19 protein-coding genes are annotated in these 20252 nt (G+C 65.3%); 11 read left to right on the forward strand and 8 right to left on the reverse strand.

All coding sequences use genetic code 11. The features are described 5' to 3' along the window. Nucleotides 1–35: 35 nt before the first annotated feature. Both AB0B25_RS21805 and AB0B25_RS21810 read right to left on the reverse strand, forming a co-directional pair. Complete coding sequence (locus AB0B25_RS21805) at nt 36–1781, reverse strand: GAF domain-containing protein (protein ID WP_357182380.1); 1746 nt, start codon at nt 1779–1781, stop codon at nt 36–38. Nucleotides 1782–1923: 142 nt separating this feature from the next. Beyond that, complete coding sequence (locus tag AB0B25_RS21810; protein WP_357182383.1) at nt 1924–3336, reverse strand: AAA family ATPase; 1413 nt, start codon at nt 3334–3336, stop codon at nt 1924–1926. Between the two features lie 12 nt (nt 3337–3348). Here AB0B25_RS21810 and AB0B25_RS21815 point away from each other — a divergent pair, with 12 nt between their 5' ends. After that, nucleotides 3349–3534, forward strand: coding sequence for a hypothetical protein (locus AB0B25_RS21815; RefSeq protein ID WP_357182385.1), 186 nt, complete (start codon nt 3349–3351; stop codon nt 3532–3534). Between the two features lie 307 nt (nt 3535–3841). After that, nucleotides 3842–4822 carry an NAD(P)H nitroreductase gene (locus AB0B25_RS21820; protein ID WP_357182387.1) on the forward strand — a complete coding sequence of 327 codons (981 nt, stop codon included), beginning with the start codon at nt 3842–3844 and terminating at the stop codon, nt 4820–4822. Nucleotides 4823–4951: 129 nt separating this feature from the next. Here AB0B25_RS21820 and AB0B25_RS21825 read toward each other — a convergent pair whose 3' ends face one another. Next, nucleotides 4952–5728, reverse strand: a complete 777-nt coding sequence (locus tag AB0B25_RS21825) for a hypothetical protein (protein ID WP_357182390.1) — start codon at nt 5726–5728, stop codon at nt 4952–4954. A 213-nt stretch (nt 5729–5941) separates the two neighbouring features. Beyond that, on the reverse strand, nt 5942–7378 hold the full coding sequence (locus AB0B25_RS21830; protein ID WP_357182393.1) for a wax ester/triacylglycerol synthase domain-containing protein: 1437 nt from the start codon (nt 7376–7378) through the stop codon (nt 5942–5944). A 981-nt stretch (nt 7379–8359) separates the two neighbouring features. Here AB0B25_RS21830 and AB0B25_RS21835 point away from each other — a divergent pair. The 3 genes from AB0B25_RS21835 to AB0B25_RS21845 are packed head-to-tail and all read left to right on the forward strand — an operon-like array spanning nt 8360 to nt 11270. Beyond that, a complete protein-coding gene (locus AB0B25_RS21835) occupies nt 8360–8743 on the forward strand; it encodes a hypothetical protein (protein ID WP_357182396.1) in 384 nt (127 codons plus the stop codon). Next, nucleotides 8740–9654 (forward strand): ABC transporter ATP-binding protein, encoded by a 915-nt coding sequence (locus tag AB0B25_RS21840; protein WP_357182398.1) that lies wholly within the window; start codon nt 8740–8742, stop codon nt 9652–9654. The genes AB0B25_RS21835 and AB0B25_RS21840 overlap by 4 nt, the downstream gene beginning before the upstream one ends. Then, nucleotides 9651–11270: an ABC transporter permease gene (locus tag AB0B25_RS21845; protein ID WP_357182401.1), complete on the forward strand. Its 1620-nt coding sequence runs from the start codon at nt 9651–9653 to the stop codon at nt 11268–11270. The genes AB0B25_RS21840 and AB0B25_RS21845 overlap by 4 nt, the downstream gene beginning before the upstream one ends. A gap of 314 nt (nt 11271–11584) precedes the next feature. On the opposite strand, the gene AB0B25_RS21850 is transcribed toward AB0B25_RS21845, so the two are convergent. The 4 genes from AB0B25_RS21850 to AB0B25_RS21865 all read right to left on the reverse strand — a co-directional run bounded on the left by AB0B25_RS21850 (nt 11585) and on the right by AB0B25_RS21865 (nt 14638). Next, complete coding sequence (locus AB0B25_RS21850) at nt 11585–12583, reverse strand: NAD(P)H nitroreductase (protein WP_357182403.1); 999 nt, start codon at nt 12581–12583, stop codon at nt 11585–11587. Between the two features lie 698 nt (nt 12584–13281). After that, nucleotides 13282–13518, reverse strand: coding sequence for a hypothetical protein (locus AB0B25_RS21855; RefSeq protein ID WP_357182406.1), 237 nt, complete (start codon nt 13516–13518; stop codon nt 13282–13284). Then, on the reverse strand, nt 13518–13832 hold the full coding sequence (locus AB0B25_RS21860; protein ID WP_357182408.1) for an aldehyde dehydrogenase family protein: 315 nt from the start codon (nt 13830–13832) through the stop codon (nt 13518–13520). Before AB0B25_RS21860 ends, AB0B25_RS21855 begins: the two co-directional genes overlap by 1 nt. Before the next feature lie 179 nt (nt 13833–14011). After that, a complete protein-coding gene (locus AB0B25_RS21865; RefSeq protein WP_357182410.1) occupies nt 14012–14638 on the reverse strand; it encodes a helix-turn-helix domain-containing protein in 627 nt (208 codons plus the stop codon). A gap of 109 nt (nt 14639–14747) precedes the next feature. On the opposite strand from AB0B25_RS21865, the gene AB0B25_RS21870 reads away from it, so the two are divergent. The 6 genes from AB0B25_RS21870 to AB0B25_RS21895 all read left to right on the forward strand — a co-directional run bounded on the left by AB0B25_RS21870 (nt 14748) and on the right by AB0B25_RS21895 (nt 20158). Next, the gene (locus tag AB0B25_RS21870) at nt 14748–15119 is read left to right on the forward strand and encodes a DoxX family protein (protein WP_357182412.1); all 372 of its coding nucleotides are present in this window, start codon (nt 14748–14750) and stop codon (nt 15117–15119) included. A gap of 85 nt (nt 15120–15204) precedes the next feature. Continuing rightward, a complete protein-coding gene (locus AB0B25_RS21875; RefSeq protein WP_357182415.1) occupies nt 15205–16260 on the forward strand; it encodes an LLM class flavin-dependent oxidoreductase in 1056 nt (351 codons plus the stop codon). Then, entirely contained in the window at nt 16257–17369 is a 1113-nt protein-coding gene (locus AB0B25_RS21880) for an LLM class flavin-dependent oxidoreductase (protein WP_357182417.1), read from the forward strand. The genes AB0B25_RS21875 and AB0B25_RS21880 overlap by 4 nt, the downstream gene beginning before the upstream one ends. Continuing rightward, the gene (locus AB0B25_RS21885; protein WP_357182420.1) at nt 17366–18022 is read left to right on the forward strand and encodes an NAD(P)-binding domain-containing protein; all 657 of its coding nucleotides are present in this window, start codon (nt 17366–17368) and stop codon (nt 18020–18022) included. Before AB0B25_RS21880 ends, AB0B25_RS21885 begins: the two co-directional genes overlap by 4 nt. A 228-nt stretch (nt 18023–18250) precedes the next feature. After that, entirely contained in the window at nt 18251–18826 is a 576-nt protein-coding gene (locus tag AB0B25_RS21890) for a WHG domain-containing protein (RefSeq protein WP_357182422.1), read from the forward strand. Nucleotides 18827–18979: 153 nt separating this feature from the next. Further along, the gene (locus AB0B25_RS21895; protein WP_357182424.1) at nt 18980–20158 is read left to right on the forward strand and encodes a GDSL-type esterase/lipase family protein; all 1179 of its coding nucleotides are present in this window, start codon (nt 18980–18982) and stop codon (nt 20156–20158) included. Nucleotides 20159–20252 lie beyond the last annotated feature (94 nt).

Below are 20252 nucleotides of genomic sequence, written 5' to 3' on the forward strand. Positions count from 1 at the left end.
CAAAAAGACCGCGGTCGCTGTCCGGTGTGGGCAGTTCAGGGCAACGGCACTGTCCAGCGGAGGGTGGTGCCGCCGGTGGGAACGTTGTTGACGCTGAACCTGCCGCCTGCGCGTTCGGCGCGTTTGGCGAGGTTTGCCAGGCCGCTACGGCGGGTGATGTCGTCAGGTAGACCGATTCCGTCGTCTGTGACTTCGACGGTGATGTCGTCGCCTATCTGTAATTCGATCGAAACGGTGGTTGCCGAGGCGTGCCGGACGACGTTGCTGAGTGCTTCTCGGAGGACGGCTTCGACGTCGTCGGAGAGTTCGGGTGTCAGGATGGTGACGGGTCCGGCCAATCGCACGGTGGTGTGCAGTCCGGTGTCGGCGGTCATGTCGACGATGATGCCGTGTAGGTGTTTGCGGTATTTCGAGGAATCCGCGACCGTGTTGCTCTGCAGATCGAAGATCGAATGGCGGATATCCTGCACGATCGCCTGGACGTCATCGATGGTTTCCATCAGCCGGGACCTGATCTCCGGCGCTCGTGCCCGCTGCACTGTCCCCTGGAGGGAGAGTCCCACCGCGAACAGTCGCTGGATCACGTGGTCGTGCATAGCTCGCGCGATGCGGTCGCGGTCGGACAAGACGTCGAGTTCCCGCATCCGGCGTTGGGTGTAAGCCAGTTGCAGCGCCAGTGCGGCTTGGTCGGCGATTGCGAACATCATCGACTGGGCGGGTTTGTCAAGGGCTGTCGTGTCGACGGGTCGGATGGTGGTGAGGACGCCGAGGACGGTGTGTCCGGCTCGTAGCGGAAGAATCAGCGCTGGGCCGAGCTGGGTATTCGAGTCGAGGAGCCGGAAGGAGGGCAACTTGTCAATCGCGATCATCCGCCCGTTTCGGAAGGCTTCGCCAGTCTGGGATTGTTCGACAGGTATCCGTCGTCCGGTGAGTTCTTCGCAGCCCTTGCCTGCGGCGGCGACCACGATCAATTCGGTCACATCGTCACGTGGGATATCGGGGTCTTCAGGCAGGGCGAGGAACGTGCATGCGGACTCGCTGAGTGTGAGTGCTCGCTCGGCGACAAGATCGAAGACCTCGCTCGGCTCGCCACCGGCGAGCAGTTCGGTGGCGACATCGCTGGTCGCTTCGAGCCATCTCCGCCGTAGGCAGGACTGTTCGTAGAGTCGGGCGTTTTCGATGGCGATGCCCGCGGCTGCGGCAAGGGCTTGTACGACGATCTCGTCGTCTGCGGTGAACTCTCGGCCTCCTGTCTTTTCGGTGAGGTAGAGGTTGCCGAACACCTCGCCGCGGACTTGGACGGGCACACCGAGGAAGGTGTGCATGGGTGGATGATGTGCAGGGAAACCGACCGAGGACGGGTGGTCCGAAAGATTGGCCAGCCGGATGGGTTCGGGTTGCTGGATGAGCAGGCCGAGGACTCCGTGGCCACGGGGCAAATCACCGATCAATACACGGGTGCGATCATCGATACCTTCGTAGATGAATTCGGCGAGTTGACTGTTTGTTTGTTCGGTCTCGCGGACTCCGACCGCGCCGTACCCGGCATCGACGAGTTCGATGGCGGCGTGCACGATCGTGCGCAGTGTGTTGTCGAGGTCCAGTCCTGCCGTGACCACCAGCATGGCCTCGATGAGCCGGTCCATCCGGTCGCGAACGTCGACGATCACCGCGATCCGCTCCTGAACTTCGAGGAGCAGTTCGTGGAGTCGCAGCTGGGACAGCGTCTCGGTAACCGGTGTCCGGCCATTCGGGTGCGTCCCGGACGGCTGTCGTTCCATATATGGCATTCTTCCACGATCAACGCCCTGGATTCGGCGAGCATCGAAATGGTTGCTGGTCGGTTGACCTTCGAGGCCCGCGCCGTCGCGTGAATATGTCCCCCAAGGTCTCTTGCGAGTCCGGTTACTTGCCAGCCGCTGGTTACGGCGCTTCAGCGACCATTTGCCAGGCACGAAAGGCGTCAGCCATCGTGTCGCCGAGCGGCCGGTTGGTGTCCAGTGGAATCGCGTCGTGCCACGGCGCGGCGAAGACAGACATCGCCTCGGCGATCTCGGCCGTTGCATCGGAGGAGCAGTCTCGTCGTCGTCGAATCCGGTAATTCGCCAACTCGCGCGGGCAGCAGCACTGCACCTGCACAAGATCGGTGGACACCTCATCGGCCAGAGCTGCGGCACGCTGACGTTCCGATGCGTCGATCCAGCTCGCATCGAGGACCACCGACACTCCGGTCGCCAGCAGTGTCCTGGCCCGGGCGAGCAACTCGGAATAGACGCGGGTCTTCGCGGCGGGCGAGTACATGCCGACACCGTAAGTACCGACCTGCCCGCTCACCTCCCCGGCCGCGGCCAGTTCCTCGCGCACATGGTCGCTGGCCAACAGTGCGGACCCCGTTGTATTCGAAAGATGTTCGGCGACAGTCGATTTTCCGGTACCCGGAAGTCCGCCGACAAGAGTGAGCCGGACCACCGCGTAGCGCGAACGACGGTCGGCGATCTCGACATGGCGGCGGATGTGCCCGCGGGCGGCATCCTCGCCCTGCCCGAAACGGATGACGTCGACCTTCGCGCGTACCAGGGCGCGATAGGCCGTGTAGTGGTCGACCAGTGATGTCGGTGCCGAGTCCTCGGTAGCCCGCATATAGTCGGTCAGCAGACACTCACCCAGGTGAGGATGTCCGAGGAACTCCAGATCCATGGCGAGGAACGCGATGTCGTCGACACAGTCGACGTAGCGAAGGCGGTCGTCGAAGTCCAGGCAGTCCAGGATGCGGAAGCCGTCAGGGAGATCGAAGATGTCCTCGGCGAGCAGGTCGCCGTGCCCGTCGACGATACGACCTTCGGCGATCCGCCTGGCCAGCAGCGGTTCTCGACCGTCGAGGTAACGCATGGTCCGTGCCTCGATCCGTGCGAGCACGGCGGGGTCGACCAGGTCCGCGGGCTGCTCTCGAAGCGGGTGCAGGAGTGCCTGCCATCGACTTCGCAGCGCGGCCGGGCTACCGGACCGATCGATGTCAGGGCAGCGGCGCGCCGACCGGTGAAACTCGGCGAGCACCCGTGCCAGCGCTGACAGCTTCGAGCTACGCGCCACCGTGCCGGCAAGCACATTGGACAATCTGCGGTCCTCGGGCATCCGCCGCATGACGAGCACGGGCTCGGCCGGCGCGCCCAGGGGGTCGCTCAGGTGACCGACGCCGAGATAGACGTCCGGCGCCATGCGGCGGTTGAGTTCGAGTTCGCGGGCACAGGCTTGTTCGCGCAGCTCTGGTGTGCCGAAGTCGAGAAAGTCGGTGGTGATCGGCTTCTTCGCCTTATAGGCGCGTTCGCCACACAACACGACTATCCCAGTGTGTGTCTCGCGCAACTGCGCATGCGCGCCGAGGGCGGTCGTCATCACGATGAGCAGGCCGTCGAGGAAGGTTCGCTCGACGTCGCATCGGCCGCCCCGCCGCCATCGAGCACGAACTCCGACCCGGTCGAGAACGTCACCTCGGTAACGATGAACCCGACCATCGTGGCAACCTTCTCCGACTGACCCAACCGCGGAACTGGTCGCCCGGCGGTGCGCGCGCCCAAGACGCCGGCGACGCACCCATGGAAATCACCCCGAGGGACATCGGACATGGTGACCAGATCCTTTCGAGTTCGGTTCCCTCAGACTTCCGCACCGCTACCGCATCGGGGATGGCCGAAGGTCATCGATTCGCGGGGCCTTCCGCTTCGATGTGCGCCGGCGCCGATGGACCGTAGACGCCCGAAGGTCCCGCCGGTAGAGGCCCACTTCCCCTTACCGATACGGCGCGGCCGTTGCAAGTCTGAATTCGAACAAGACGGAGGACGACATGTATCACGAACTACCCGACGACAACACCATCCACACAGCGCTGGAGCTCGCATTGCGGGCACCGTCGGTACACAATGTCCAGCCGTGGCGGTGGCGGATTACCGACCGATCCGTGCATCTCGACCTCGATCCGACTCGAGCACCGCCGTACGCCGATCCCGTTCAACGCGATCTGGTGCTGAGCTGTGGTGCGGCACTGCATCACCTGAATGTCGCCTTCGCGGCGCTCGGGTGGTCGGCGGTGGTGCACCGGCTGCCGAATCCGGTGGATCCGAATCACCTGGCCGCGATCGAACTGGTGCGGCATCGGCCGACACCGCTGGACATCGCCCTGAGTGCCGCGATAGCACAGCGCCGGACCGACCGCAGACACTACGCCTCATGGCCGATCCCGCCCGGATATCTCGGGCTGGTGACCGAGCGCGCCGCCGCGTTGGGCGCGATCGTGCGCCAGGCCGCTGATCCCGCACACGATCACCTGGCCGAGGCGATTCGCAAGTCAGCGGCCAGGCATGCGACGGATCCGGATAACCGGTACGCGCTGTCCGACTGGAGTGACAGGCGCAACACCGCAGGCTGTGTACCAGCCGAGGACACCCCGAGCCAGGGCGCGGAGGACGAACTGCCCGTAGGCGATGTCGCGACGCCGCCACTCGTCGATAACGCGGACGAAACCGACTACGCGAAACTGCTCGTACTCGGCACCTCCGCACTCGACCGTTTGTCACGGTTGCGCGCGGGCGAGGCGATGAGCGCGGTGCTGTTGACGGCCACCAATGTCGGCCTGGCGACCTGCGCGCTGACCGAGCCGCTGGAAATCGCGGATGTGCGCCGCATGGTTCGCCGCAGCATTCTCTACGACATCGCCTACCCCCAAGTAGTCATCCGAATCGGTTGGGCTCCGATCAGCATGCCGACGCTCCCCCGCCGACTGGTCGAGGACGTGGTGGAACCTACCGACCGAGATCCATTCGGGTGAGATTCGTATCGCAGGATCGCCGGAGACAGAACAGATGGCCTTCCAGGTCCTCCGCGATCCGTATCAGGACCAGGTGCGGCGCCGATTCGACTATCACCACCGGGTATGCCATGACCTGCGCCTTCGGCGTCAGACCTGATGGGCGACACGGTCGAGTTCGGTGTGCGCGAGACGTTCGGCCCAAGCACCGGCGCGGTCCAGCTCACCTGCGGTGACCGGCCCGGTCATGCCGTCGACCAGGAAATCCATCGGGTCGTCGGCGAGCTGATAACCCAAATGTCGTAGGCGTCTTCCGGCGGCACGCGCCGCCGACCCCGGCAGCCAAGGCGGGCTCCCGACTTTGGTGCCGAACGCTACCGCCCTGCTGCCCTCGGGAACCGGCAGCGCGGCGTCGAGCCACTCTCGGATACCGACGTCGACCGCGATCGGCGCGTTGGTTCGCTGGGCGGCGTCCTGCCGGGTCAGTTTCCAGCTCAGCCCGAAGGCGTGGGTCGGTCCGCCGACCACGAGCAGATCCACCGACGGGTCGGAGACTTCCGCCGCGGCACAGATGTTCAGAAACTCGACTATCGCGTGCTCACGCATTCCTCGCGCGATGGCTGCGGCGACAGCGGCGGTATTGCCGAACATCGATTCATAGACGATCCGTGCCCGCATCTCGGTTTCCTCGATGCTGTCTGCGATGCCTTCGGAAGCATGATGAGCAGAGACGATACGGTCGGGCGCGTGCCTTGAACAGTGCCGAACCTCCGTGGGCGGAGGGACCTTGGTCCGCAGATCGCCGCGCAGTGGAGAAGAGAGTTCGCCACCGGGACACCGGCGCGCGCCGCCGAGCGACAGCGCCGCCAGTCCGGACAACAGGCAGATCGACTGTAATCGGCTGGCCCAGATAACTGTCGGTGGCACCAGATCAGCTAACCAACGCCGCGCTCAACGCCAACTCGTCGCCGCACACAGGCGTGAACAGCCGCGGCCGTCACCGGGCAAGTCACCACCAGCGCGAGTATCAGTGGTGCGGCAGCGTCGTCCACCACTTCGACGGGGAGCACTCCGTCGATGATGCGGCGAGCACGGCGATCACGCGCTGGTCACTCGGGTCGGCGTAGATGCCACAAATGCTCACGCCCCCGTCGGCCACCTTGATGACCCTCTGCCGCCGACTCCCGGCGCAATCGTTTCGGCCGTCATGCCCGAACCATCGTCCACTTCGCGCTCACCACCGAGGTGGGCCACGATGTCGAAACCCGTGCAGAGACAATCGACCAGGACCGCTAGGTCCGGGATGGCAGCGGTGTCCGCGTTGACGCCGATGTTGCAGGTTCCAGCATGCGAGGTCAGTGTCACGTTGACGGCCGTACCGAGGGTGGGAGCGAAAGCGTACATCCGGTCGATCCTGGCACCGGCGAGAAATAGCGGTATCGAGGAACCCGGGACGTTGGAGGCGAGGAAGTCGACATGTTTGAACATGTCGGTGAGCAGACCGACCGGCAACCGATTGAGTGCGCCCGCGACAGCGCCGGTGAGCGGTATGGCCGGTTCACGGCGCCAGCTGCCGACCACGGTATGCACGGCGCGCATCAGGTCCATCGGCCCGGCGATGTCGACGGGTAATATGAAGCGGGCCAGTGTGATTCGGTTGCCGCCGAGCGGATCGTCGGCTGTGCGAACACTGATCGGCATGGTCAGCCGCAGGTACTCGACCCGTGACCCATGCCGGTCGTGATAGGTACGTAGTCCGATAAGAACGGCAGTCAGGAATGCGTCGTTCATCGAGCATCCCACGGCGTGCGCGGCGCGGTGCAGTCGCGCGACTGGAATGTCGAGCACCGCCAGACGGCGCCCGAGACCGCGCTCGGTCATCACCTGTGACAATGTCGTGGTAGCGGGGTGGACCAGGCGAACCAGCGAGGTTGCCAGCGCGGCGCCGTCGCGTACTGCCCGAACCGGATGGGTGAAAGCTCGCCACGCAGTCGGCGCTGCTGCGGTAATACCGCTGCGGAAGAGCTCCGAGCCGACGGACCAGTTCCACGCGAGGATGTCGCGCAGCCCGCTATCCCGGTCGGACGGCGGTTCGGGCTGATGGCTGCGCTCGGTTCCCACACGATCGAAGTCGAGAACCTCGGTGGCGATCTGAATGCCGCCGATTCCGTCGGTGAGACTGTGGTGGACCGTCAGCACCAATGCGCTACCAGTTCCGTCCAAACCGCTCAGCAGCGTGGACCGCCACATCGGCCGGACAGGATCGAATGCAGTCATCGCCTCGGCACGGGCGAACTCGAGTACCGCAGACAGGTTCGCCGGCTCCGGCAGCGCGGCACGTCGTAGATGCCAGGACAGGTCGAACTCCGGGTCAGGAGTCCACCGGGGCGGAGCCAGCCCGAATGGCACGGTGACCAGTCGATGCCGTAACTTTGGCACGATCCGAGTGCCGCGATCGATCGTGCGTACCAGACGATCCCAGTCCGGATCGGTATCCAGTGTCAGGACCGCGACGATCGTCGAGCGCAGGGCCGGATCTCGCTCCATTTTCCACGAGAACAGGTCCGACTGCGACATGTGGGATTCGCGTAAATTCATCGCCTGCTGCCTTCGAACGCGCTGTGTATCTTGAACCGCCTCGCTCCAGTCCCTCAGGTATCCCCAGCACTCGGCGACAAGATATCCGCGACTGGGGAGCCGGCGTACTGGGCCGTATCCATACCGGTAATTGTGCTCGGTGCCGGCAAATGGCAACCGATCATGAAGACCTTTATGCCGAGGCCCTTCGTCCTCTACACAGCGCACGACCCTCCAACTCAGATAGTGGTGCGCGGCGGGACGTAGCGATCGACCGTGTGGTGTCGAGCACGGTCACCTCGCGGCAGACCCAAGGCGGGTGGTAGCCGGCGCGTTCATGATCGCCGACGTCACCGCCGATCACTGTGGCCCCTGTCGCTGATCCGCTGGGCACGAGAGTCCGCGAACCGGCAGACCCCGGCGACATGAGATCGACGCGGGTCCACTCGGCCAGGACAGTGGCCGGAACGCTCGTCCGCATTGATACCGCTGCGTCGAGATTCGCCGATACCCATGCTGCAGGTTGCGCGAGTTCCCGAACTACTCGTCCGCTGTCGAGGACGCATCGCCAGGGAAGCACCATGACGCACTCCGATGGCGAATTCGTGCCGTTCGGGCATCATGCGGTAGTGAATCGCAGCGAGCATCCATTGGCCCGATTTCGAGCTCGAGAGGTGGCACCCGCGAAGGCGACCAGCCGAACAAGTCGAGTCGGTCGCACATGTACTGGACCGGCATCGACGAGGCGTCTGTGCCGATCGGTACACGGTGGGCATCGCACCGTCGGTGAGAATGCGATCGACGCTCCACTCGGACTCGAGAACGGGGGACCGATCGCGCACGTTGGTCGGACAGCCTGCTAGCGCAGTGTGGGACGTTCGGCCCCACAGGTCGAGCCGATGTCCTCCTCCGCCCGGCCGTCGCTGAGCCGCAGGCTGGTGCTGCGTCCGTCGGACGAACGGGTGGGTGAATGGAGGAGCCGTGCTGGGCGTCGAAAACATCCCGTTGGCACAGCCGATCGGCGGGTACTCATTCGCCGGGCACAGTTCCCGAGATAGCGCCGCGAACCGGTCGGTCACCCGGGACATTATCTTCCGACTCGCCCCCATCACCAAAACCTTCGCGGGGCTCACGGCGATGCCACAGCGGGAGCACGGTCTGATCGGTCTGGACACAGCAGCGAACGCGGACGCCCCTCTGGCCTCCCGTATCGATCCGGACCGGCTGAGACGCGGTGCCGGGCGGACCCTTTTCGGCCGTGACTCCCACGCCGGGGTGATGGCGATGCACTCCGACGTACACCCGCTGACACCGCGGAGATGGTGGTATCTGTTGACACCGCGGACGGGAAGGATGCCGCCATGACGGGATCTGCGATTTCGATTGCCGGTCTGACGAAATCATTCGGCACGGCGCGCGCGCTCGACGGTCTGGATCTGACCGTGAGAACCGGTGAGATACATGGATTTCTGGGTCCGAATGGTTCGGGGAAGACAACGACGATCCGGATACTGCTGGGATTGCTGCGCGCCGACTCGGGGACGGTACGAATGCTCGGTGATGATCCGTGGTCCGACGCGGTCGCGCTGCACGCTCGGTTGGCCTACGTGCCTGGTGAGGTCACTCTCTGGCCCGGAATCACCGGTGGTGAGGTCATCGACTTGATGGCACGACTGCGCGGCGGTGTGGACCGGCGACACCGTGACGAGCTGCTGGAGAGATTCGACCTCGACCCCCGCCAGAAAGCGCGTGCCTATTCGAAGGGCAACCGGCAGAAAGTCGCGTTGATCGCGGCGCTGGCCTCGGACGCCGAACTGCTGCTGCTCGACGAACCGACCGTCGGCCTCGACCCGCTGAAGGAGGCCGAATTCCAGCGCTGCATCGCGGAATCGAAGAACGGGGGCCGGACTGTGCTGTTATCCAGTCACATTCTTGCTGAGGTGGAGGCGCTGTGTGACCGGGTGAGCATCATCCGGCGCGGGCGCACAGTGGACACCGGCACGCTGTCCGAACTCCGGCATCTGACCCGCACCACGATCACGGTCGAAACCTTGCGGCCCCCAAAGAATCTGGACGCGCTAGCCGGCGTGCACGGCCTCGTCCGAGACGGCACGCGCACTAGGTTCGACGTCGACTCCGCCCACCTCGACACCGTCATGCGCGTAATCGCCGGACTGGGTGTACGCAGCCTCACCAGCACGCCACCCACACTCGAGGACATTTTCCTGCGCCACTACAGTGCCACCCCGGTACCAGCGGGGAAGGAGAGCCCGTGAGCACCACCTCGACTACCTGGATGCCGCTGCGGGCGAACTATTCCGGAGCAGGTACGCTGTTGCGCTTCATCCTGCGGCGCGAACGATCCTTGTTGCCGTGCTGGCTGCTCGGCGTCAGCGCACTGCTCGCCTTCCAGTCCCTCGGCAGTCAGCGCTTCTACGACACACCGCAGAAGCTCGCGCAGCTTCGCGAGACGATGAGCGCCAGTGCGGCCACCATCGCCATGGGCGGCCCCACCCGGCTGCTGGACACCATCGGCGGCGAGATCGTGTTCGAGATCTTTGCCTACCTGGCGGTCGTGGTCGCGTTGATGAACATGTTTCTGGTCGGCCGGCACACTCGCTCGGACGAGGAGACGGGGCGGGCCGAACTTCTCCGTTCGGCGCGGGTGGGGCGCCGGGCTCCCGCTATCGCTGCGCTTGCGCTGGCCGGTCTGGCCGATGCCACCGTCGTGCTGGTGATCTTCGTCACTGCGGTCGGCACCGGACTTCCGGTGGGTGGTTCGCTGCTGCTCGGCGTCGTCACTGGAGGTGTTGGTGGCACGTTTGCCGCGGTCACCGCGGTCGCCGCGCAGATATTCGAGAATCCGCGCAGCGTGTACGGCGCGGTCAGCCTGACTCTCGCGGCCGCCTATGTGGCACGTGCTCTCGGTGATGTGGGCAGCGGGACCGCTTCCTGGGTTTCGCCGATCGGCTGGGGCCAGCGCAGCTATCCGTACGCGGGCGACCGCTGGTGGACGGTCCTGCTGTTCGCCGCCGCCACCCTCGCACTCGCCGCCGTCGCGTTCGCCCTGCTCGATCGGCGCGACTTCGGCGCCGGCCTGCTCCCCTACGGGACAGGGCGCGCGACCGCGTCTTGGGCGCTGGGCTCACCCCTGGGCCTTGCCTGGCGGTTGCAGCGCGGTTCGCTGGCGGGGTGGGCTGTTGGCGTTTTCGCGCTGGGGGCCGCGTACGGCTCGTTCGCCGACAGTATCGAGGACTATCTTGCCGACAATCCCGAGATCGCCGCCTACCTGCCCGGCGGCGCGGCCGAAGCGGTGGATTCGTATCTGTCCATGACGGTTTCGATCGTCGCGCTGCTCACCTCCGCGTTCGGCGTCGCCAGTGTGCTGAGGGCTCGCGGCGAGGAGACCGCGGGCCGCGCCGAGGTGATCTTGGCCGCACCAGTCAGCCGGTATCGCTGGCTGGCGAGTCATCTCGCGGTCGCGCTGGGCGGCGATGCTTTCGTGCTGGCCACCGGAGGCTTCGGTGTCGGGCTGACATATGGGTTGACAATCTTCGACGCTATCCAGCCCCTGCGTATGGCCGGGGTCGCACTCGCATATCTGCCCGCCGTATGGTCGGTGGCCGCGGTCGCGGCGCTCGGCATCGGCTGGACACCGAGGGCGGTTGTCGCGGTGGCATGGGCCGTGTTCGCCTACTGCGCAGTCGCGCTCCTCTTTGCGGCTGCCTTCGATCTGCCCGACTGGTTCGTCGATGCCTCACCCTTCACGCATCTTCCTATGGTGCCGCTCCAAACCGTCACCGCCGCACCGATGCTCGGGGTCACCGCGACAGCTCTCGCGGGTTTTGTGGTCGGCTTCGCCGGATTCCGCCGCCGCGACGCCGGATATTGACCACAGGACTGACAAAGGTTCCGGCCGCTGACGATGACTCCCGCTGCAAGATCGTCGGGCCTGGCGATCACTTACCGTGACCGCGACGTCGGTCGCATCAGGATCAAGTGGGACTTACCACCGCGAGTCCCGCACCTCCAGACAGCGGAGGCCACCCGACGAACTCTCCGGTCAGCGTGATCGAACCGATCCACCACCGTCCTGGCCCGCCAGAGGAAACGTGCCTACAGCATTTGGCCGGTACGAGCGGGGCCGAACACGAGCGAGAGGTTGATGCCGCGAGGGCGCGGCGAAACAGCCGCGTTCCGCTGAGGTCACTTCGTCTTTCCGGTGCTTGCGGGCATGTCGAGGATTTCGGTGAGTGGCCGACGGGGCGTAGCCGGAGCGTTCTTCTCCGTTTCGGGCGCGATGCCAACGCGGATCAGGGCTTGTGGCAGGCCGGAGTGCCCGGTCAGCTCACGGACGGCGGCGCGTCCGAGCGGAACTTCGGTCAGATGGGTCAGCGGACACGTCGCGAAACCCGCTATTGTGCATTCAAGCAGCACCGTGGACAGCACCTCGCCGCAGCGCACCAAGTCGTCCGGTGTATCGCCGTCAGTGGACAGGACGAGAATTACTGAGTGGTCGTCAGTGATTTCGCCGCGTCGGGGCGATCCGGAGGTCGTCGGGAACTGGCGTCCTACGGTTACTCGCTGCCGTTCCTCGGAAGAGATAAGGGCCTGTCTGGGGACACCGGTGTCGGCGACAGTGTGCCCTGTCCACCACTGTAATTCGGCGTGATACTCGGAGTCGTAGCGCCGCAGGGATGCGGTCATCTCAGAGGCGCGAGCCAACGCGGGTCGGCTGTCATCCCGCAAGACGTCGAGGGCAGCGTCGGCAGGATCGAAGGTGGTCCGCAGCACGGATTCGAAGTCAGGCCAATCGGACGGCGCGGCAAAGGGCAGCCGATCGGTGTGCCGCTGCAGTATGGCGTCGGCGCGAGCGCGGTCGCCATCGGTCACGATCTGGGCCGTTTGGAAGGTGACGTTGGCCAGGTGATCAGGACGGTTGGGGTCAGGAAAGCGGGCGACAAGGATCCGCCAGCCTGCTGCGGCCATCGCGGCGTGCAGATGATTCAAGGCGATGCCACAGCTGATCAGCATCTGCCTGCCAGATTTATCCGCCGCCGGGAGCCTACGCTCGGGTACGGCGAACAGCCGTAGCACTTGGCCGTCGAATGTCCAGTGCCATGGCTGACTGTTGTGCAGCGACGGCGCCCGGCCCGCGAGCAGGACGGCCTTCTCGATGGTTTCCCCGGTCGGTAGCTGGTTCATACCCTTGACGGTAGGTGTCCGACTCCGGTGCCGGAGGAGTCGTTGGTCCCCATCTCAGCGCTCGCGGTCCCTCGTCGGGCGCCTGTTGCGGACCATTGCCGCTGGACGGACGAACGGACCCGTTCACGTGTCGGCTCCGGCTCGATGCCGACTCTCGTGTCGAACCCGCCTCAACGGAGCGGGGCACGGCCGGATCGAGGTCGACAACGAGTTCGATCCGCGGGAAAGCGCTTGTCGAGGCAGCGCGATCACGTCCGGTCTATCGGCCAGGGCGAGCGGTCACGCCGTATTGCGGCCGGATGGCCGCGCATAGGGTACAGGTCCCAGGCGGATCGTGCTGGGCGCGATGCCGATGGCGCGCATCGGCGGTGCGCGCCATCGGCTGTAGGCTGCTTTGCCGGCGATGTCGTCACCTACCGACGCGGTCCTCGTAGTCATGTCTCTCGGCGCGAATCTTCATCTGGTAGGCCCCCGGCGTCTGGCACGGATCTTCCGCAACCAGTACAGGTGCGCATTCTCCAGAAAACGACCCCGGTTGGGTTGGCGTCGCCTCGCGGCATCAGGGCTGTGGTTCCGGTGAGTGGACATCGCCCCCAGCGGCGCGAAATCGTCGAAACTGGGTCGTGGCGCGCGATCTCGGCATCGGCGGCGTAGACATGGCGAGCAGAACGGCGGCAAAGGCTTGATCGGGACAAGGCCTAATTGGGGGTGTCGCCCTCGTAGTCCATATTCGAGGCTTGATCTTCCGTCGTAGCCGAGGCGTCCGCGTTCGCCTGTGGGCTGTCGGCGTCGTGCACCGTCTCGGTGTGGGAGTTCGCGTTTTTCAGTGCGGCTGTTAGTTCGGCCTGAAGCCGGGCGACTTCCGGTTGGTCGCCGGCGGCGGAGGCCGTCGCAATGTCCTGACGCAGTCGAGCGATTGTGTCTTGGAATGCCATCATCCGTCCTTCGTCGGTGCCGAAATTCGTTGTCTCGGAGCGTTGAGAGTCTTGGTTATCACACCGGAATGAAACGTCCTATTGTCTTCGTAGCGCGCTGCCACCGAGTTCGAGCACCGACTTCTGATGTGCTTACCGGCTCGCTCTCCGACACTTGCCCCGGCGCTCTCACTCCCGGTGAGGGAAACACCCTTGATCTTGGGGTGTCCGACAATGCAATCTTTGCACCGGAAGACGAAGAAGTTGGTGTATACCCCCTCAGGTGCTCCGGCATCGGCGAACAACTTCTGAGCGCCAACGCCGACTGCACACAACTGCTGGCATGCTTGATCAGACCCGTGTTGCCCAGCATGAGCCGGCGTCGAACACTGATGCTCGCCCGCAGATCGCCCCGCGCGTCCTGGACCGGATCACACACTGTTCTCGGCGTGGATTGTGCTGACCGGTCGCGCGCCGCTCGGTTTCGCGCGGAATCTGGCAGGAACGGCGCGGGTCAGCCGGCATCCAGCACGAGTGGTGTGCAGGTTCGTTCGATCAGTATTTGCCATCCGTCGGCCAGTCGCCAACGCATATGGTCGGCGTCAGCCGCCGTCGGCGTCCGTAGATAAAGCAGGATCGGTCCCTCCAGTGCCGCGGCGAGCTGAACGGCGAGCACGTCGGTGTCGAGGACGTCGACGTGTGTCTGATTCAGCAGCATGCGGATATGGAATTGGGAGATGGTGCCCACTCCGACGGGGATGGGCTGGTTGGTGTCGAGAGACGCCCGGGCGATCGCGGCGTGGTCGAACAGAAAATCGATGCGGGCGCGACCGAATGCGATCAGCCGCGCAACCGGGGCCGCACCCGGACCCAACGGCGGCGGTCCCGACAGCACCGACTGCTGGAATGCCGTCTCGTCCTCATCCAGCAATGCGTGGAAGATCCCCGCCCTGGTCCCGAAGCGACGGAAAACTGTGCCTTTGCCGAGTCCGGCCCGTTCGGCCAGGCCGTCCATGGTGACCTTCTCGACGCCGACCTCGGCGATCATCAACCGCGCCATCGCCAACAGATGCCGGCGATTGCGGGCGGCGTCACCGCGTTCTGGACGCGGTGGGGCCAGGGGGAGCGCAGCCGGTTCCATAAGCTCCAACTTACCGGCGGAATATAAGCGGGGTAAAGTCCGTTTACGCTCGTGTTCGATCGAGCACCCGCTCACCACCCCGCCGAACAACGAAATAGGAGTCCCGTCCGTGAACGTCTTCCTCTGGATCCTGCAAGGTGTCGTAACTGTGGCCATGCTGGCCGCCGGCGCTGGGAAACTGGGCCAGCCACGCGAGAAGCTCGCCCCGAAGATGCCCTGGGTGGAGGGCTTTACCGACGGGCAAGTCAAGACGATCGGCGGCGTGGAAGTCCTGGGCGGCCTCGGACTGATACTGCCCGCAGTCACCGACATCGCACCGGTACTCACCCCGATCGCCGCGGTCGGCATCGCGCTCACCATGCTCGGCGCCGCCCTGACTCACGCACGCCGAAACGAATACGCGCAGATCGCCCCCAGCCTGGTGCTGTTCGCGCTCGCCGCGGTGATCGCGTGGGGACGCTTCGGGCCGTACTCGTTCTGATCCGAGCCACTAGCGGGATCCGAAGCAGTGGAAGTGAACGGTACCGAAGAATCAAGCGCCAGTCCGCGGGAAGGTTTTGACTGAAATGGTGTTACGCACAAAGGAATTCGAGATCGGCCTGGACTCGTTCGGCGAAGTGGCCACGGACGGGGGACGCACACTCTCCGACGCGGACACCATCCGCTTGCAAATCGAGGAGGCCCAGTTGGCCGAATCGGTGGGTTTGGATGCCTACAGCGTGGGCGAGCACTACCGCGAGGGCCACACCGACTCGGCAACCCCGGTGCTGCTGGCGGCGATCGCCGCGTCGACCGAGCGAATCACACTGGGCACCTCGGTGACGGTGTTGAGCACGAATGATCCGGTGCGGCTGTACCAGTCGTTCTCCACGGTCGACGCCGTCTCGAACGGCAGGGCGGAAATCGTGCTCGGTCGGGCGTCGGCGACGGACTCGTTCCCTCTTTTCGGCTATGACCTGGCCGATTATGAGCAGTTGTTCGAGGAGCGGCTCGATCTGTTCATACGCTTGCAGCGTGAGGAGCGGGTCACCTGGTCGGGCGCTTTCCGGCCCCCACTGGTCGACCAGCGGTTGCATCCGCGGATGCCCGAGGGCGGCATCCCCACCTGGATCGGCGTCGGCGGCAGCCCCCCTTCGGTAATCCGGGCCGCTCGCTACGGGCTCCCGCTGATGATGGCGATCATCGGCGGACGCCCACAGCGCTTCGCCGGCAATGTGGACCTGTACCTGCGGGCCCTGCAGCAGTTCGGGCATTCCAGACAACCGATCGGTCAGCACTCGCTCGGGCTCGTCGCCGACACCGACGAGGAAGCACGTGAGCTGTGGTGGCTGTACTGGAAACCCCTGGTGGAGCAGCTCGCCCGCGAACGGGGGTTCTACGCCGCCACCCGGGACCGTTACGAGCGGGAGCTGGACGAAGGCGCGTTGTTCGTCGGCTCGCCGGAGACCGTGGCCCGCAAGATCGCGACCATGGCCCGCGACCTCCACCTGAGCCGTTTCGACTTGAAGTACGACATTCTGCACCTGCCCCGCCGGGCCCGCGCCCGCAGCATCGAGCTGCTCGGCAGCGAGGTTGCCCCGCGCGTGCACGAGCTGCTCGCCGCCGACCGGGTAACGACATGAGCCGCCCACGGACCGACGACCGGACGCAGAGCATGGAGGAGACCACCATGGACACCATCGAATTCGGCATCGACACCTTCGGCGATCTGCCCCGAGACGACCAGGGCAACGTCGCCTCCTATGGCCGAGCCATCCGCGCCGTCGTCGACGAGGCTGTCCTGGCCGACGAGATCGGGATCGACGTGATCGCTTTGGGCGAGCACCACCGTCCCGAGTTCGCGATCTCCACCCCCGAGACCGTGCTGGCCGGGATAGCGACCACAACCTCCCGCATCCGGCTCGCCTCCGGGGTCACCGTTCTCAGTTCCGACGACCCGGTGCGGGTCTTCCAGCGATTCGCCACCGTCGATGCCCTCTCCAACGGACGCGCCGAGGTGATCCTCGGCCGCGGCTCGTTCACCGAGTCCTTCCCCTTGTTCGGATATGACCTCAGCGATTACGAAATCCTTTTCGAGGAGAAGATCGACCTGTTCGCGAAGCTCCTCGACGAGAAGCCTGTCACCTGGGAAGGCACTACCCGCGCAGCCCTGAACCAAGCTGACGTGTTCCCCAAGACCGACTCCGGTCGACTCACCACGTGGATCGGAGTAGGTGGATCACCCCAATCGGTCGTCCGCACCGCCCACTATGGCTTCCGGCTCATGCTGGCCATCATCGGTGGCAGACCCGATCGCTTCGCGCCCTACGTGGATCTCTACCGGCGCGCCACCGAACAACTGGGCACCCCCGCCTACCCGGTCGGAATGCACTCACCCGGCTTCATCGCCGACACCGACGCCGAAGCCGTGGCCCTCTTCTACCCCGGCTACAAGGAGATCCGTGACCGTATCGGTGCCCTGCGCGGCTGGCCGCCGCTACGCCGGGAGGAGTTCGACGCCGACGTAGCGTACGGCTCCCTCTATGTCGGCTCACCCGAAACCGTGGCCCGCAAGATGACCCGCGCCATCCAGACCTTGGGAGTGGGCCGGTTCGACCTCATCTACTCCGCCGGTGGCACCCTCTCCGCCAGCTCCCGGCTCCGCGCCGTCGAGCTCTATGGCACGAAGGTCCTACCCCTGGTCCGCGAAATGCTCGCCGAGCGTCCGGTCACGTCGGGGGTATCTCGATGACACCCACCGCGCGCACCGTCGGCATCCTCGGCGCCGGGAAGGTCGGCACCGTCCTGGCTCGTCTCGCCGTTTCCGTCGGCCACCGGGTCCTCATCGCAGGCTCGGGGGATCCCGCGAAGATCGCCCTCACGATCGACGTGCTCGTTCCCGGCGCGACCGCGGTCTGGCCCGCCGAGGCAGCGCGTCGATCCGACGTGGTGATCCTCGCCCTGCCGCTGGGGAAGTACCGCACGATCCCCGCCGAGCAACTGGACGGAAAACTCGTCATCGACGCCATGAACTACTGGTGGGAGATCGACGGCATCCGCGATGACCTGACCGACCCGCGTACCTCGACCAGCGAGATCGTCCAGCAGTTCCTGCCCACCGCGCACGTGGTCAAGGCGTTCAACCACATGGGGTACCACGACCTCGAAGACGAGGCCCGGCCAGCCGGCGAACCCGGCCGTAAGGCCATCGCGATCGCAGGTAACGACCCCGACGACGTCGCCGCCATCACCGCATTCGTCGATGAACTCGGATTCGACCCCGTCATCGCCGGACCACTCGCCGACGGCATCCGACTGCAACCGGGCGCCGAGGCATTCGGCGCGAATGTTGCCGCCCATGAGCTCCGCGCCATGATCGACCGCGCCACCACCGCAACAGGATAGGGTCGCCGACCCGACCAGGGTCGTTGTCGGTGGTATCGGCGCGCTCGAGCGAGTAGTCGCGGAGCATCGTGCACTCGTCGCGGGCCTCGACCCGATGCGTCGTACGTGGCCGAAAGACATTGCACCGGCCAGACCGTTTAAGCCTTGTAGGCGTGTACGATATAGTCACCATTATCTGCCTATAACCTATAGGCAGAAGAGTGACCCCTTCAGGATGATGCTGAGGACATGGCACGTATCGGATTGACCCCCGAACGACTGACGCAGGCAGGTGCGGAACTGGCAGACGAAGTCGGCTTCGAACAGGTGACTCTCTCCGAGGTTGCTCGGCGGTTCGACGTCAAGGTTGCGAGCGTGTACTCCCACCTGAAGAGTTCCCAGGACCTCAGAACCAAGATCGCGCTGCTCGCCTTGGCCGAAATGGCCGATCGGGCCACCGACGCCGTGGCCGGCCGCGCGGGGCAGGACGCGTTGACCGCCTTCGCGAACGTCTATCGAAACTATGCCAGGCAGCACCCGGGACGGTACGCCGCCGCTCGGATGCAGCTTGCCCCGGAGGTGGCGGCCGCGAGCGCGGGCCCCCGGCACACGAACATGATGCGGGCAATCCTCCGAGGCTATGACATCACCGAACCGGATCAGACGCATGCGGTTCGGCTACTAGGAAGCGTCTTCCATGGTTACACCGATCTGGAACTGAGTGGAGCCTTCAGTCACAGCGCCCCCGACGCCGAGGAGAGTTGGTCGCGGATCCTCGAATCCCTGGATTTGACGCTCGCCAACTGGTCAGCACACCACTCTTAGGGTCCGACGGCAGGCCGCCCGCTCTTACCGACAATCCGAACACCGTTGCCGCTCTTGTGCTTTATGGGCTTGGTGACGTCTCGAATATCGGCGGCATGTGGCTGTCGCGGCTCGCCGTCCGTCCGAAGCCGTTACCGGCGAAAGGCTGAAGCAATGAATACCGACCACGACTGGCACACCACACCTGTCACCGAGGACATCCTGCGCGGTCACCTCGATGTGGAAGCGACCGCACACGGTCTACTGCCGCATCGGCTGCCCGCTCGGGCTCGCCGGCAGATCCCGGAAAACCAACTGGCCATGGCCGAGGCCCAGCCCTCCGGCGTGCGCCTGGCGTTTCGCACCCGGTCCAGAACCATCGAGCTGGACACGCTGCCTACCAAGCGGGCCTACCGAGGTCTCCCGGCCCCGGCGGACGGCGTGTACGACCTACTGGTCGATGGCCGACTCGTGTCCCAGACCACGGTTTCCGGCGGTAATGTGCGCACGATCACCGACATGGTCACCCAGTCCTCCGAACTGTCGGAGGGGCCCATCGGCACTGCCCGGTTCACCGATCTACCCGCATATGACAAGGACGTCGAGATCTGGCTGCCGCATACCGAGATCACCGAGCTGATCGCGCTACGCACCGACGCACCCGTCGAGCCGGCGCCGGACAGCGGGCGCAGGGTGTGGCTGCACCACGGCAGTTCCATCAGCCACGGCTCGAATGCAGCACACCCGACCGCCATCTGGCCCGCTCTCGCCGCAGCCCAGGGCGGAGTAGATCTGGTCAACATGGGATTCGGCGGCAGCGCGCTACTCGACCCGTTCACATCCCGCGCGATGCGGGACACCCCCGCGGACCTGATCAGCCTGAAGATCGGCCTCAATGTCGTCAATAGCGACGTGATGCGCCTACGTGCCTTCAGCCCGGCGGTACATGGATTCCTCGACACCATCCGCGAGGGGCACCCGACCGCGCCGCTGCTGGTCGTGTCGCCCATTCTGTGCCCGGTCCAGGAGGACACCCCGGGCCCTCTCATGCCCGACTTCGATGGCGGCACAGTGCGATTCAAGGCCACGGGCGATCCGGCCGAACGCGCCGCCGGGCGTCTGACGCTCACCGTCATCCGTGACGAACTCGCCCGGATTGTCGCACAGCGGTCGGCCGACGACCCGAATCTGCACTACCTCGACGGCCGTGACCTGTACGGCGAGCAGGACTACGCCGAATTCCCGCTGCCCGACGAGGTGCACCCCGATCCCGCGGCTCACCGCCGTATCGGCGCGAACTTCGGACGGCTCGTATTCGGCGATGGTGGCGTCTTCGCAACCACATCCAGCTGATCGAGTCGGGTCGCGAGGCCTGGGGCAGGCGGTCGCCGACGGCCCGTGCTGGCGGTTCCGTCGCCGGGTAGGGCGATCCGCGACTTCCGTGCCG

This window comes from Nocardia sp. NPDC049190 (assembly GCF_040648115.1).
GTDB lineage: Bacteria > Actinomycetota > Actinomycetes > Mycobacteriales > Mycobacteriaceae > Nocardia.

Coding starts and splice junctions, on each gene's coding strand:
- AB0B25_RS21805 (WP_357182380.1), bottom strand. CDS start 1,781: ATGGAACGACAGCCGTCCGGGACGCACCCGAATGGCCGGACACCGGTT.
- AB0B25_RS21820 (WP_357182387.1), top strand. CDS start 3,842: ATGTATCACGAACTACCCGACGACAACACCATCCACACAGCGCTGGAG.
- AB0B25_RS21830 (WP_357182393.1), bottom strand. CDS start 7,378: ATGTCGCAGTCGGACCTGTTCTCGTGGAAAATGGAGCGAGATCCGGCC.
- AB0B25_RS21840 (WP_357182398.1), top strand. CDS start 8,740: ATGACGGGATCTGCGATTTCGATTGCCGGTCTGACGAAATCATTCGGC.
- AB0B25_RS21850 (WP_357182403.1), bottom strand. CDS start 12,583: ATGAACCAGCTACCGACCGGGGAAACCATCGAGAAGGCCGTCCTGCTC.
- AB0B25_RS21855 (WP_357182406.1), bottom strand. CDS start 13,518: ATGGCATTCCAAGACACAATCGCTCGACTGCGTCAGGACATTGCGACG.
- AB0B25_RS21865 (WP_357182410.1), bottom strand. CDS start 14,638: ATGGAACCGGCTGCGCTCCCCCTGGCCCCACCGCGTCCAGAACGCGGT.
- AB0B25_RS21875 (WP_357182415.1), top strand. CDS start 15,205: ATGGTGTTACGCACAAAGGAATTCGAGATCGGCCTGGACTCGTTCGGC.
- AB0B25_RS21880 (WP_357182417.1), top strand. CDS start 16,257: ATGAGCCGCCCACGGACCGACGACCGGACGCAGAGCATGGAGGAGACC.
- AB0B25_RS21885 (WP_357182420.1), top strand. CDS start 17,366: ATGACACCCACCGCGCGCACCGTCGGCATCCTCGGCGCCGGGAAGGTC.
- AB0B25_RS21890 (WP_357182422.1), top strand. CDS start 18,251: ATGGCACGTATCGGATTGACCCCCGAACGACTGACGCAGGCAGGTGCG.
- AB0B25_RS21895 (WP_357182424.1), top strand. CDS start 18,980: ATGAATACCGACCACGACTGGCACACCACACCTGTCACCGAGGACATC.